Below are 13,605 nucleotides of genomic sequence, written 5' to 3'. Positions count from 1 at the left end.
TGTCCCTGCCTACCGCAGGCAGGTTAGTGGCAAAGAAAAAAATAGCCACGAAGTCTCAAAGACACAAAGTTATTTCTCTTTCAACTCAAAAAAACTTTCAAGCTTCTTTACGAAGTCATCAATCACGACAGGTTTATTTATAATTGCATCAGCTTTTATCCATTCCTTTTCTTCGCTCGTTGATGCACTGAACTTAAAACCTGTTTCATAAGTTGCTGAAGTAAGTATAAACACAGGAATATGTTTTCCGTGCTGGTCGTTTTTAATTTTGTAACAAAGCACAAAACCCGAATCGTGTTCTTCCATAATCAGATCAACAACTGCTGCATCCGGTTTGGATTTTCTGTATTGTTCCCATCCTTCTTTTAAACTGCCTGCTGTTATAACCGCATAACCTTTGGATTCGATTAATATTTTATTTTGTTCAAGCAGATCGAGGTCATCATCAACTAATAAAATTTTCTTTTTCTCATTCATAATGCTTTAGCTCCTTCAAGTAATTCATCTTTTTTATACGTCTGTTTTTTTGGTAATGTTATCTTAAATGTTGTTCCTTTTCCTGTCTCAGTTGCAAAAGTAATATTTCCTTTATGCATTTTAATTATACCATAAGAAATTGCGAGACCGAGTCCTGTTCCTTTCCCGATATTTTTTGTCGTGAAGAATGGAGTGAACACTTTGTTCTGATTATCTTTTGGTATTCCGTTTCCTGTATCGGAGATTTCAACAATAAAATTATTTTGATCAGAAGAAATGTTGATAGATAGTTCTTTCTTCACGCTTTCACTCATTGCTTCGCATGCATTATTGATTACGTTGATGAAAACCTGTTTAAGCTGATCTTCATCACCCGTTATTTTATAACCATTCTTCAGTATGTTAAACTTAAAATCAATTTGTCTGTATTCCGAATCAAATGTAAAAGGTCTTAATATTTCAATAATTGATTCTGTTAAATCAAACTCGGTCAGATTGAGTTTTCCCTGACGAGCAAAGTTCAACAGATTTGATACAATATTTTTGCATCGGTTTGCTTCTTCAACAATCAAATCCAAATCCTGAGTTTTCTGATCTTCGTGATAAATTTTCTCAAGATCACGTTTTACTATTGATGCATAAAGCAAAATCGTTCCAAGCGGATTATTTATTTCGTGAGCAACACCTGCAGCAAGTTGACCAATTGATGCAAGTTTTTCTGCAACACGCAATTGTTCCTGTGTATCGCTGAGATTATCGTAGGCATTCTTCAACTCTTCTATCAGGTAAGGAAGACACATTTCTTTTTCAGCGAGATCTTTTGCAATAGCAACAGCATATTCTCTGCAAGTTTCATAACCACAGGCGCCGCAATTAAGTTCATCTTTCGGACTGTATTTTCCTGTCTGTGCCAATATCTGTTTAATTTTTTCTTCTGTTGGATACGGTCTTCGCTGATTATCAATCTTAAAATTTCTAACGAGGTTGAGTTTCCTTGCGTTATAGAGATTACTTTTCCAGACTCTTCGATCAACTGTGTTCAGGTTCTCATTTATATAATTGATTACTTTTTCTCTTCGTGCATAATAATTCAGAGATGTATCAATCGCTGGTCCACTGATACAGCCTTCACAAAAGAGTATATCAGTAAACTTTGCATTTATATGATTGTTGGCAATCTCCTCTATTATTTCAAGAACTTTTTTCTTTCCTTCAACAACTATGATGTCTTTTTCCAGGATGTCATCGTTAATATCAGTTGTTTTTAGTAAACCTCCCGCAAGCGGATAAGCTTTTCCCATCATAGCGAAAGGTCCATCAAATTCACTTTCTTCAAGCTCATCAATATTGATTGACTGCTGACCGAACATTTCTTTAATCTCAGAGAAAGTGAGTACTGCATCTATAACTCCAATAACATCTTCATCTCTTGCCTCATGCTTCTTTGCAACACACGGACCAATGAAAACAATTTTGACTTCCTCATCTTCAGTTTGTTTGAGATATCTGCCAAGAGCAATCATCGGCGAAACAACTTTAGCCAGATTCGGAACAAGATCTACATAATATTTCTGTATGTAGCTTACAACTGCCGGACAGGCTGAACTGATAATTGTTTTTTCTGTTTCACTTTTCAGCACATCCATGTAATTATTAGCAATCAGATCCGCACCAAAAGCCGTTTCAATTACTTTCCTGAATCCAAGTTTCCTTAATGCACCCGGAACTTTTCTGTAGTTATCCGGGAATGAAGCTGCAAATGATGGTGCGATAATAGCAACAGTATTATTAGCCGCAAGAAGTTCATAGGTGAAATCTATCTCTGAAAATATTTGTTTTGCATCCTGGGAACAGACTTTTACGCAATGTCCGCAAGCAATGCATCGCTCTTCTATCACTTGTGCCTGCGCATCAATAACTTTAATAGCTGATGCAGGACACTCGCGTACACAAGAGTAACATCGTTTACATCGATCTGATATTGTAGTTACTATTGCCTGGTTCATATTATTCCAATGTCATTAAATCAGATTATATAATTAATACCAAATTGTGCTACGGGTGTCACATATTTTCTAAATCTCCAACTGCCTTCCACGAACAATCCTATTCGCGGAAATAAATAATACTCTAATCCAATACCAAGTAATCCTGTGAGCACTTGTGATGATGTACCTTGGTAAGCTAGGTAACGATAACCTTCCCCATTTGATGACACTCCTGAAATGTAAGAGTTTGAACTATTTTGGGTGGAGAAACCAATTCCTCCTAAAATGTAAAACCAATCCCACCTTTTCTTTATATTGCCTATAAGATCAATAACTGAATTGCTACCTCTTTCCATTGTTTCCGATTCAGCAACCGGTGCACCATAAACATTATTGGAATACTCAATCGTCCCCTGTATGAACCAATTCTTTTCCAATGAATATTCGGTGCCCAAGCCTAATATTGGACCAATTTCCCATTCGCCACCTCCTGTTGAACCTGAAACTTGAAAACCGTGAACACCAGCGTAATCTGAAATTCCACCCTTTATGAAAATATTAAATTTAGATTCCTGAGCTAACAAGTTAGTACTCAATATTGAAATAAAAATAAAGTAATAATATTTTTTCATATTAATCAATAAATGATGGATTCCGTGTCAAGCACGGAATGACAATACTCTTTTAGCTAGTTCCTTAAAATTTTCTTTTTATCAAAATACTCAGTATGAAGAATCTCATGAGCTTTGTGTGAATTCGGCTCACCAAAAAATTCTCTGTAAAGAGTCAGCACTGATTCATTCTCGTGCGATCTTCTTGTCTTGGCATTCTCATCTATTTTGTAAAGAGCTTTAACTCTCTTCATCACTTTTTCAGGTTTTTGATGAATTGGCTGACCACCACCATTTATACATCCGCCGGGACAAGCCATAACTTCAATGAAATGATGTTTTGAAGTTCCGTTCTGAACCTGGTCAAGTATTTGTCCGACATTTCCAATTCCGTTTACTACTGCAATGTTAACATCAAGATCACCAATTTTGATTTTTGCTTCCTTCACTCCATCCATTCCACGGATTTCTTCAAATTCAAGATTGTCAAGTTCCTTTCCTGTAATTTTGAAATAAGCTGTACGCAAAGCTGCTTCCATTACTCCGCCGCTTGTACCAAATATAGCAGCAGCACCTGTTGATTCACCAAGAGGATTATCAAAATCACTATCAGGCAGATCATTAAAATCAATTCCTGCTATCTTGAAAAATCTAACAAGCTCTCTTGTTGTAAGTACAGCATCAACATCCGCTCTGGCTGCACTTGATAATTCAGGACGATCCGATTCATATTTTTTTACTGTGCAGGGCATAATTGAAACAACATAAATATCTTCGGGATTTATTCCCATTTTCTTCGCATAATAAGATTTTAAAACTGCACCTTCCATTTCATGAGGTGACTTGCAAGTTGAAACATGATCTAAAACTTCCGGTCTGTTCATTTCAACATACTTTATCCAACCGGGACAGCAGCTTGTAAACATCGGAAGGCTTCCGCCGTTTTGAATTCTGTTTATTAACTCGGTTGCTTCTTCCATAATTGTAAGATCAGCGGCAAAGTTTGTGTCAAAAACTTTATTGAATCCCAATCTTCTTAGACCCGTAACGAGCAAACCTGTAACATCAGTACCGAGTGGCATATCAAATTCTTCACCGAGTGAAGCACGGACTGCTGGTGCAACCTGGGCAATACAGTATTTCTTCTTGTCATAGAGTGCATTTGCAACTTCTTTGATTGAACTTTTTTCCCGAAGTGCTGCAGTAGGACAAACAAGAATACACTGTCCGCACAAAATACAATCGCTTATATTCAACCCTTTGTTATATGGTGTTGTAACTATTGAAGTGAATCCGCGTTTTGTAAAATCAATAGCTCCTACTTTCTGAATCTCGTGGCAAACACGAACACATCTTCCGCATAGAATACATTTTGCAGGATCCCTTTCCATTGATGCACTTGAAATATCTATTGCGTGGCATTTTGTTTCACCAACATATCGATGTTCGCGGACACCATATCTCTCTGATAAATCCTGAAGCTCGCAGTTTTTATTGCGCACACAAATCAAACAATCCTGAGGATGATTTTCTACAAGAAGTTCTACAATTGTTTTTCTTGCCTTTCGAACCCGTGGTGAATCTGTTTCAACAACCATTCCTTCTGAAACCGGATAAGCACACGATGGTGTTAAACCTCTGAATCCTTCAACTTCAACTGCACAAATTCTGCAAGCTCCTGTTGGATCAAGATTTTTAAGATGACAAAGTGTTGGTATTGATATTCCAACAGATTTAGCAGCATCAAGAATTGTCATTCCTTCTTCTGCATTTACTTTTATTCCATTTATTGTTAACTGAATCATTTATAACTCCAAAATTCATTTACTCTATTTGTCATTCCGATTCTACTTGACTGCAAGGCAGGCTTGTTTCGGAATCTCCATAAAATTTTCAAAAGGCGTGAAACAAGCTCAGGGTGATACACTAATTAATATTTATCGCCTCAAAACGGCAGATCTCATAACACATTCCGCACTTAATACATTTGTTATCCAATATGTAATGTGCCTGACCTTTTTCACCAACGATTGCTTCAACCGAACATTTCTTTACACACAATCCACAACCGCTGCAAACTTCATTGTTAATTGAAAAAGTCAGCAGTTCCTTGCAAACTCCTGCCGAACATTTTCTATCGTATAAATGATCTTCATATTCGTGGCGGAAATATCTCAATCCTGCCAGAACCGGATTTGGCGCGGATTGTCCTAATCCGCAAAGCGAGGTATCTTTTATTACATCTGCTAATCTTTGTAAATGAATCATTCCTTTGAATCTCTGCAATTGGTCGAGTTTGTTTCCATCACTTCCATATCTTTTAGGAATGCGTTCAATTATCTCCAACATTCTTTTTGTTCCTTCACGACAAGGAACACACTTACCGCAGCTTTCTTCCTGAATAAATGTTAAAAAGTATTTTGCAACATCAACCATACAGGTATCTTCATCCATCACAACAAATCCTCCGGAACCCATCATTGCACCAACTTCTTTTAATGATTCATAATCAACTGATGTATCAATCACACTTTCGGGTAAACATCCACCGGAAGGTCCACCGATTTGAACAGCTTTAAATTCTTTTTTATCAGGAATTCCGCCGCCGATTTTAAATATAATATCTCGTAAAGTTGTGCCCATTGGAACTTCAACCAATCCGGTATTTTTTATATTACCGCTGAGAGCAAATACTTTTGTGCCTTTCGATTTTGCAGTACCGATTTTAGCAAATTGCTGAGCACCCATCATAATAATTGGAGGAACATTTGCAAAAGTTTCAACGTTGTTGATGATTGTCGGTTTACCAAACAAACCTGAAACAGCGGGATAAGGTGGACGAGGTTTTGGCATTCCTCTTTTACCTTCTATTGAACCAATGAGTGCAGTTTCTTCACCGCAGACAAATGCACCGGCACCTTTTTTAATTTTTATGTGAAGTGAAAATCCGCTGTTGAGAATGTTGTCTCCAAGTATTCCGTACTCTTCACACTTTGCTATTGAGTTCTGTAACCTTTCAATTGCAAGCGGATACTCAGCACGGCAATAAATATAAGCTGTTGTTGCACCGATTGCATAAGCAGCGATCATTATTCCTTCAATCACACGATATGGATCACTTTCAAGAAGTGAACGATCCATAAATGCACCCGGGTCACCTTCATCAGCATTGCATACCAAATATTTTTGTTCCGATTTTTGTTTTGCAGCTAACTCCCATTTTTTACCGGTTGTAAATCCAGCACCGCCTCTTCCCCTTAATCCGCTGGCTATTATTTCTTTGACTGCTTCTTCGGGTTTCATTAGTCTCAGAACTTTATCAAAAGCTTTGAATCCACCGTTTGCAAGATATGCATCAACTGAAGCTGGATTTACTATTCCGCAGTTTGCCAAAACTATTTTCTGCTGATGTTCAAAAAAAGCAACTTGTTTTAAATTTAATACGCCATTTGATTTTCCGTGACTTCCGAGAACTTTTTCTTTATAGATTTCTTTGTCAACTAAAGTCGTTTTAATGAATCTCGGAACATCTTTAACTGTAATTTCCTGATAAGAAATTCTGTCTCTTCCAGGAAGTTTTATATCAACAATTGGTTCAACTGCACAAAAACCGATGCAGCCTGTTCCTTCAATTGTTGCTTCGATGTTTAATTTTTTAAGTTCAGCTTCGATAGTATCTTTAACTTTGGCAGCACCTGAAGCAAGTCCGCAGGTTCCCATTCCAATCATAATTATAGGATGATCGTGTTCTTCATATTTCAATCTTTTACGAAGTGAAGCTATTTCATGCTCACATTTATCATCGTGATGACAGAGCGGTCCTTCTGTGCAGCATTGAATAAAATGTTCGCAAGGTTTTTCAATTGTGTGCCAGCATTTTACGCAACAGAGTTGATTAAAATCTTTCATTGTGCTACCTCCTCTGCTTTTTCCACTTTCTTCGCTGTCTGATATTTTTTCAAAATTTTAGGGATATCTTTTACACTAATTCTACCATGGTAATCATCATTCACTAAAATCACCGGTGCGATTGAACACGCTCCGATGCAATTCACAACTTCAAGTGTGAATTTTTTATCACGAGTTGTTTGACCAGCTTTAATTCCCAATTCAGTTTCAAGCGCGTAAAGAATGTTAGCTGAATTTTTAACATGACACGCAGTACCTCTGCAAACACGAATTATGTTTTCACCCAGAGGAGTTAATCTGAATTGATTATAAAAAGTCGCAACACCGTAAACCCGGCTAAGTGGAACTTTAACAAAATCTGAAATATCTCTTAGTGCGGTTTCGGGTAGATACCCGTAAATTGATTGAATATCCTGAAGAAGAGGGATTAAACTGCTTCTGTCATTTACCTGATAATTTCCAAAAATTTGTCTGTGCATTTTTTCCTTAACAATATGTTCAACATTCACTTATTTGTAGTCATTTAAGATGCCACAGCAGAAGAAAAAAAAGCTTGCACTAAGTGAAAAAATCAAATCAATAAATAATATTTAGCAAATAATATTTCTTCTTTTTGAGAAGTGATTTTTGAAAGATGGAAAGCAGGTGTGAGCTATATCAATCACCAAAATTAAGCGCTTGACTGTTACTGATTATTGGTTTGAGTATGAGAATTATTAAATGGGATATATGTTCTATGCAGTGTATTGTTAACAAAAGCCAATAGTGTACTGTAGCTGGTGATAGGAACATCAAGCAACTTCGCCTGTCGTATTTTAGATAGGAACAATTTTCCTGCGAGCTGACATCCATCACAATGAATTATTAGTTTGTAATCAGAAATGTTTTGTGGAAAATCTGAATTATTTGAAAAATCGAATTTCAGTTTTTTATTCAAACGCGCATTAAGCAAACTTGTAATTTTTGTTTTCCCTAAATCAAATCTCTGCAGATGACTATCACAAGCTTCCAAGACTAATACTCTGTCACCATTTTGCAAATCACTAACTTTTTTAACACAATTAATTAGTTCGGAATGTGTTCCTCGATTTTTGGCAACTAATAGTGAATACGTTGTAAGTTTCACACTATCGCTGATAATTGGGACTATTCTTTCAGCACTGAGGCTATCCGTTATAATAAGATCCGGAAGCTTTTTTAGTTGTTTTAATCTGGACTGTAACTCGCTTTCTTTAATGACAATATTCTTAATTTGTTTTGGTAAGAGTTCCAGAATAGTTTTTATGTATGATTCAATAACTCTTCCATTCAACATCTCGTAGTCATCAGGAACAACGAAAACTACCAGATCCCTTTCACAAACAATATCTTTTAACTCCTGATTTTTATTCTTGTCTGGTAACAGGTGAATTAATTTCTTCTTGAAATATTCAATCCCTGCATTTTCTTTACAAGAAATTTCGAAGTGAGTAACTTCCAATGCACTTAATGCCGTCAGCAGATTTTGATTAATTCCAAATTCAATTTTGTTCACTGCAACTAAAAACGGAACTTCTATCTTTCTTAGTAATGTAATCAGCTTGGTTTCACTTTTAGTCAACTCACTTCTTGCATCAAGAACAACTATTGCAAAATCCGCATTAGAAATAGTTTTAAGGGTTTTATTTATAATTTTATCTTCAAAATCCTTCTCACTTTCTATACCTGCTGTATCCACAATCAAAACAGGTCCATAAGGAAGAAGTTCAACCTCTTTACTTATTGGGTCAGTAGTAGTACCTGGATACTCATTGACGATGCAAAGTTCCTGATTAACAATACAATTAATTAATTTTGATTTGCCAACGTTCTGTCTTCCGACTACAGCAATGTGCAATTTTTCTATTTCATCAGTTTTAAGCATTAAACTAAACAGGAAAATCTCAGATACTTTATTTACTTATTGTGCAATCAATCATTTTGACAAAAACTGTTCCACCCACCGCTGGTTATTAAATGATTAAAAGGATATTATTTAATCTCACATACTATGATTAGTTGCATTCTCATACCATTTGTAATAATTGGCTTCTCTATTCTTAGAAAGTGTTCAACCTTCGTTATCGTTTTAGGAGCATAGTTATTAGTGCTTGAGTTATGGTTATTATGAATCTCTTCAGTAGAGATTATGGTCAGTTGGTGATAGGTAAAAAAAATAATTTAATGAAGGAGCTAGACGGGAAATGGTTTGGTCAGCAAATTCACCTCACAAAACACAATTTGAATCAGCTTAAAACCAACGATTTTTGCCAACTTTAACATGGTATTGTTATTTCTTTCTACATCAATTAAGAATTCTTGAACGATCGACTTCCCCAACCGAACCCCAATGCTATACAGGAAAACAGGAATTAGTACCGTTGCAAAAAACTAAAGAGTATTTAACATAATCCTCATTCCTGATTTAGAAGAAAAAATCGACGTATTTTACATTAAATGACGCAATTATCGAAGATAATCGACTAATGCACCATTATAGTTGATAATTTTATAATCCAGTCCAAATTACATTTACCCAAACAATTTCATTGGATAGAAAAGGCGACCAAATTAATTTTGTTTCGCAAATAAATGTTAAACTAATTTTGAGGTTATATTGAAATCACTGGTTATCGTGTTAATTATATTAGTAGTAGGTGGTTTAGTTGGGTTTACTGTGTTAAAAAGTGAGAATAAAGAAGGAATTGAACGAATTTTGGTGGATGAGTTCGTTCCTAAAACTGTTAAAGAAAACACCATTAATACTTCAGCAATTGAATATATTGATCGTGGAACTATGAAAGCATCCTGGTATGGACCTAAGTTTCACGGTAAAATGACTGCGAATGGGGAGATTTATGATCAGATGGCACTCACAGCTGCACATAAAAGCTTACGTTTTGGAACACTGTTGAAGGTTACGAATCCTAAAAATGGTAGATCAGTAGTAATACGAATAAATGATCGTGGACCTTATATAGAAGGACGAGATCTTGATCTTTCAAAGGGTGCTGCGATTGAACTTGGTATTCTAAGGAAAGGCGTTGCTCGCCTGAAAATTCAGGAGGTTACTCTCACCAAAAGTGGAGTTCAAACCGCTTTGGTGAATTAAGTAAATCACTTTTCATTTTAGCCCGGTCAAATTAGATCGGGCTTTTTTTATTACTGATTCTCAATCTCCCTCCCTAAATTTGCAGTCAAATAAATGGATTTAATAAAAGAAATGAAAAAGCTCAATCTTGGCTGCGGAAAAGATATTAAAGATGGCTACATTAATCTTGATATAGTTGATTATGGTGGTAATCAGATTCACGATATCAATTCTTTTCCCTATCCTTTTAAGGAAGATTTTTTTGATGAAATATACGCTTCACACGTTCTTGAGCACCTGAATAGCTTTCACAATACAATCACTGAACTTTATCGAATACTCAAACCAAATGGATTATTGATTGTTTATGCACCATTTTTTCTGAATACAAAATATTTTGGTGAACCAGACCATAAAATTCCTTTTTCAATAAGAACATTCGACAACTACGAATACATTGGTAATCGTAAATTAAAATTTTATGAAAAATGGAAACTAAATCATCGCACTAACTATGAAGGTAAAGCACAATTTGAGGTTCTTGAAAAAAAATTTATCACTTCACACTTTACTGCTCTAAAATGGATGGATTTTTTTGTCAATATAGAACCAGTGATTTATGAAAGATTCTTTGCCGGTATTTTTTCGCCCGAAGAAGTTTATTTCGAGCTGAAGGCAATTAAGTAATTTATAGTTCATTGCTTTTTTCTGACAACTTCGATTATTATTCCAAGCCATCCGATCAGGAAACAAACTCCACCAACCGGGGTTATAATTGCAAAAATTTTTATACCGGAAGTTGAATAAAGGTAAAGTGAGAATGAGAATAAAATTATTCCCAGCAAAAATAATATTGATGAGATTTTTCCTTTAATAAAGTTTGTTACAGATAGAATTAACAATACAATAGTATGTACAAATTGATAAAAAATTCCCGTTTTAAATATTTCTAACATTTCTGCTGATATTGTCGATTTCAATCCGTGAGCACCGAACGCACCAAGAGCTACAGTTGTAAATCCTGAAACTGCTGAAATAATTATCCAGATTTTTTTGTCATTCATTTCATGCCTCATTTGCATTGAATAGTTGAGTGTAAATTCTTTAAATTTGTTCGCAATTTAATCAATTAAAAAAAGAGATATGAAAAATTTACAAAAGCTTATTTTACCGGTTCTGATAATTGCTGCAATATTTTTAATATACAAATTTTATTTTGATAAAGGTACTGAACTTGGTTCCTATTCCGATTTTGACCCTAATAACAACGCGGTAAAAGAAATCAGAGTTGAACTTTTAGCCGATCGTGGAATAGAACAAAGTGGTGGAGCAGTTAGTTTTTTTACTGCTGATAGAAACGGAAAGGTTGTTCAGGTTTCTGGTGAATTGATGTTACCCGAAGGATTTAAGAATGCAAAAGTAATAATATTAAAAGGTCACTTAAACCAGAGTGGATTTCATGGTCATGAAGTTTTGCTCGAATAATATATGAACAAATTCAAACTTGTTTCAAATTATAAGCCTGCCGGAGATCAGCCTCAAGCTATTGATAAACTTGTTGATGGATTAAAACAGGGTGACAAATTCCAAACTTTACTTGGTGTAACAGGAAGCGGAAAGACTTTTACAATCTCAAATGTTATTCAACAAGTTAACAGACCCACATTAATTATCTCACACAATAAAACTTTAGCAGCACAGCTTTATTCAGAGTTCAAATCTTTTTTTCCTGAAAATGCTGTTGAGTTCTTCATTAGTTATTACGATTATTATCAACCCGAAGCTTATGTTGTTAAAAGTGATCTTTACATTGAAAAAGATTTTTCTATAAACGAAGAAATTGATCGGCTTCGACTGAAAGCAACTACTTCACTTATCGAAGGACGAAGTGATGTAATTGTTGTTGCAAGCGTAAGCTGCATTTATGGAATTGGTGCACCGGAAGAATATGCCAGACAAATTATTTTTGTGAAAAAGGGTGATACACTTGATCGTAAAAAATTTTTAAGAGAGTTGATAGATATCCATTTCGTAAGAAACGATTCTGAATTTGGAAGAGGAACATTTCGTGCAAGAGGTGATGTGATAGAAATAATCCCTGCTTATCAGAATGAAGAAGCAATCAGAGTTGAACTTTGGGATAACGATATCGAAAGGATTTCTATCATCGATTCATTGACCGGAAATATTATTCGTGAAGTTGAATCGGCTCCGATCTATCCTGCTAAATATTTTGTCACTGATCGCAATAAAATGCAGAAAGCAATATACAATATCGAACTGGAACTTGCAGAGAGATTAGAAGTATTTCGTAAGGAAGAAAAATATCTTGAAGCACAGCGACTCGAACAAAGAACAAAGTTCGATATTGAGATGATGAAGGAGATAGGTTATTGTTCCGGAATTGAAAATTATTCGCGTCATATGGATGGAAGAGCACCTGGTTCGCGCCCTTTCAACTTGTTCGATTATTTTCCTGATGATTTTCTTTTGGTGATTGATGAATCACATGTAACAATTCCGCAGATCAGGGGAATGTATAATGGTGACAGAAGCAGAAAAAGTACGTTAGTTGAGTACGGTTTTCGTTTACCATCTGCACTTGATAACAGACCGATGAAGTACGAAGAATTTATGGAAATGTTAAACCAGGTAATTTTTGTAAGTGCTACTCCGGGTGATTACGAACTTGAGATGTGCGATGGAGTGATTGTTGAACAAATTATTCGTCCAACAGGATTGCTCGATCCCGAAATTGAAGTTCGTCCGATAAAAGGACAAATTGATGATCTTATTGATGAAATAAGAACCAGAGTTAATAAAAAGGAAAGAACTCTGGTTACAACACTAACAAAAAAGATGGCTGAAGACCTTGCAGATTATCTCGATAAAATAAAAATTCGTGTCCGTTACATTCACAGCGATATTGATTCATTAGAAAGAGTAGAAATACTTCGTGATTTACGTTTGGGTGAATTTGATGTTTTAGTTGGCGTAAATCTTCTGAGAGAAGGGTTAGATCTTCCGGAAGTTTCACTTGTCGCGATAATCGATGCTGATAAAGAAGGATTTCTTCGAAGCGAAAAATCTTTGATGCAGGTTGCTGGAAGAACTGCCCGAAATGTAAATGGCAAAGTGATTATGTATGCTGACGTAATAACGCAATCAATGCAAAAGACTATTACTGAAACCAACAGACGAAGAAAACTCCAGAAAAAATATAATGATGAACATAACATCGTTCCTGCTACAATCTATAAAAGTATGGAAGAAATTCTCGCTTCAACGTCCCTTGCTGAAGTTAGAAAGCGGGATGATAAAGAGGATTACGGATTTGCTAAAGTAGCCGAACCGGTTTTAAAGTATATGAACAAAGAACAGAAAGAAGATTTGATAGATCAATTACGGGAACAAATGAGAAATGCTGCAAAAGATCTTGAGTTTGAAAAAGCTGCTTCGCTGCGAGATGAAATTTTAAGATTAGAAAAGATGGTTAAATAATATTTTAACT

Annotated in this window: 12 protein-coding genes; 4 read left to right on the top strand and 8 right to left on the bottom strand. The window is 35.5% G+C overall.

Annotated features, from left to right (window positions below):
- Positions 1-69: 69 nt before the first annotated feature.
- From HND39_07590 to hydF, 7 genes are all read right to left on the bottom strand, one after another.
- Entirely contained in the window at positions 70-477 is a 408-nt protein-coding gene (locus HND39_07590; GenBank protein QKJ96158.1) for a response regulator, read from the bottom strand.
- A complete protein-coding gene (locus tag HND39_07585) occupies positions 474-2,483 on the bottom strand; it encodes a 4Fe-4S binding protein (GenBank protein ID QKJ96157.1) in 2,010 nt (669 codons plus the stop codon). The genes HND39_07590 and HND39_07585 overlap by 4 nt, the downstream gene beginning before the upstream one ends.
- 20 nt (positions 2,484-2,503) lie before the next feature.
- Positions 2,504-3,097 carry a hypothetical protein gene (locus HND39_07580; GenBank protein ID QKJ96156.1) on the bottom strand — a complete coding sequence of 198 codons (594 nt, stop codon included), beginning with the start codon at positions 3,095-3,097 and terminating at the stop codon, positions 2,504-2,506.
- A gap of 56 nt (positions 3,098-3,153) precedes the next feature.
- A complete protein-coding gene (locus HND39_07575; protein ID QKJ96155.1) occupies positions 3,154-4,881 on the bottom strand; it encodes a 2Fe-2S iron-sulfur cluster binding domain-containing protein in 1,728 nt (575 codons plus the stop codon).
- A gap of 121 nt (positions 4,882-5,002) precedes the next feature.
- Positions 5,003-6,985 carry an NADH-quinone oxidoreductase subunit NuoF gene (locus HND39_07570; protein ID QKJ96154.1) on the bottom strand — a complete coding sequence of 661 codons (1,983 nt, stop codon included), beginning with the start codon at positions 6,983-6,985 and terminating at the stop codon, positions 5,003-5,005.
- Positions 6,982-7,464 (bottom strand): NADH-quinone oxidoreductase subunit NuoE, encoded by a 483-nt coding sequence (gene nuoE / locus HND39_07565; protein ID QKJ96153.1) that lies wholly within the window; start codon positions 7,462-7,464, stop codon positions 6,982-6,984. Before nuoE ends, HND39_07570 begins: the two co-directional genes overlap by 4 nt.
- A gap of 206 nt (positions 7,465-7,670) precedes the next feature.
- The gene (gene hydF, locus HND39_07560; GenBank protein QKJ96152.1) at positions 7,671-8,888 is read right to left on the bottom strand and encodes a [FeFe] hydrogenase H-cluster maturation GTPase HydF; all 1,218 of its coding nucleotides are present in this window, start codon (positions 8,886-8,888) and stop codon (positions 7,671-7,673) included.
- A 912-nt stretch (positions 8,889-9,800) separates the two neighbouring features.
- Here hydF and HND39_07555 point away from each other — a divergent pair.
- Entirely contained in the window at positions 9,801-10,115 is a 315-nt protein-coding gene (locus HND39_07555) for a septal ring lytic transglycosylase RlpA family protein (GenBank protein QKJ97923.1), read from the top strand.
- Between the two features lie 93 nt (positions 10,116-10,208).
- The gene (locus HND39_07550; protein QKJ96151.1) at positions 10,209-10,781 is read left to right on the top strand and encodes a class I SAM-dependent methyltransferase; all 573 of its coding nucleotides are present in this window, start codon (positions 10,209-10,211) and stop codon (positions 10,779-10,781) included.
- Positions 10,782-10,789: 8 nt separating this feature from the next.
- Here the strand turns inward: HND39_07550 and HND39_07545 are convergent, their stop codons facing one another.
- A complete protein-coding gene (locus HND39_07545) occupies positions 10,790-11,158 on the bottom strand; it encodes a DUF423 domain-containing protein (protein QKJ96150.1) in 369 nt (122 codons plus the stop codon).
- A gap of 79 nt (positions 11,159-11,237) precedes the next feature.
- On the opposite strand from HND39_07545, the gene HND39_07540 reads away from it, so the two are divergent.
- A complete protein-coding gene (locus HND39_07540) occupies positions 11,238-11,579 on the top strand; it encodes a hypothetical protein (protein QKJ96149.1) in 342 nt (113 codons plus the stop codon).
- 3 nt (positions 11,580-11,582) lie between these two features.
- The gene (gene uvrB, locus HND39_07535; protein QKJ96148.1) at positions 11,583-13,595 is read left to right on the top strand and encodes an excinuclease ABC subunit UvrB; all 2,013 of its coding nucleotides are present in this window, start codon (positions 11,583-11,585) and stop codon (positions 13,593-13,595) included.
- The last annotated feature ends 10 nt before the right edge of the window (positions 13,596-13,605 follow it).

The organism is Ignavibacteriota bacterium, assembly GCA_013285405.1.
In the GTDB taxonomy this organism is placed as follows: Bacteria; Bacteroidota; Ignavibacteria; order Ignavibacteriales; family Ignavibacteriaceae; genus IGN2.
Note: the sequence above shows the minus strand (reverse complement) of the source record. Positions and strands in the feature narration are given on the sequence as shown.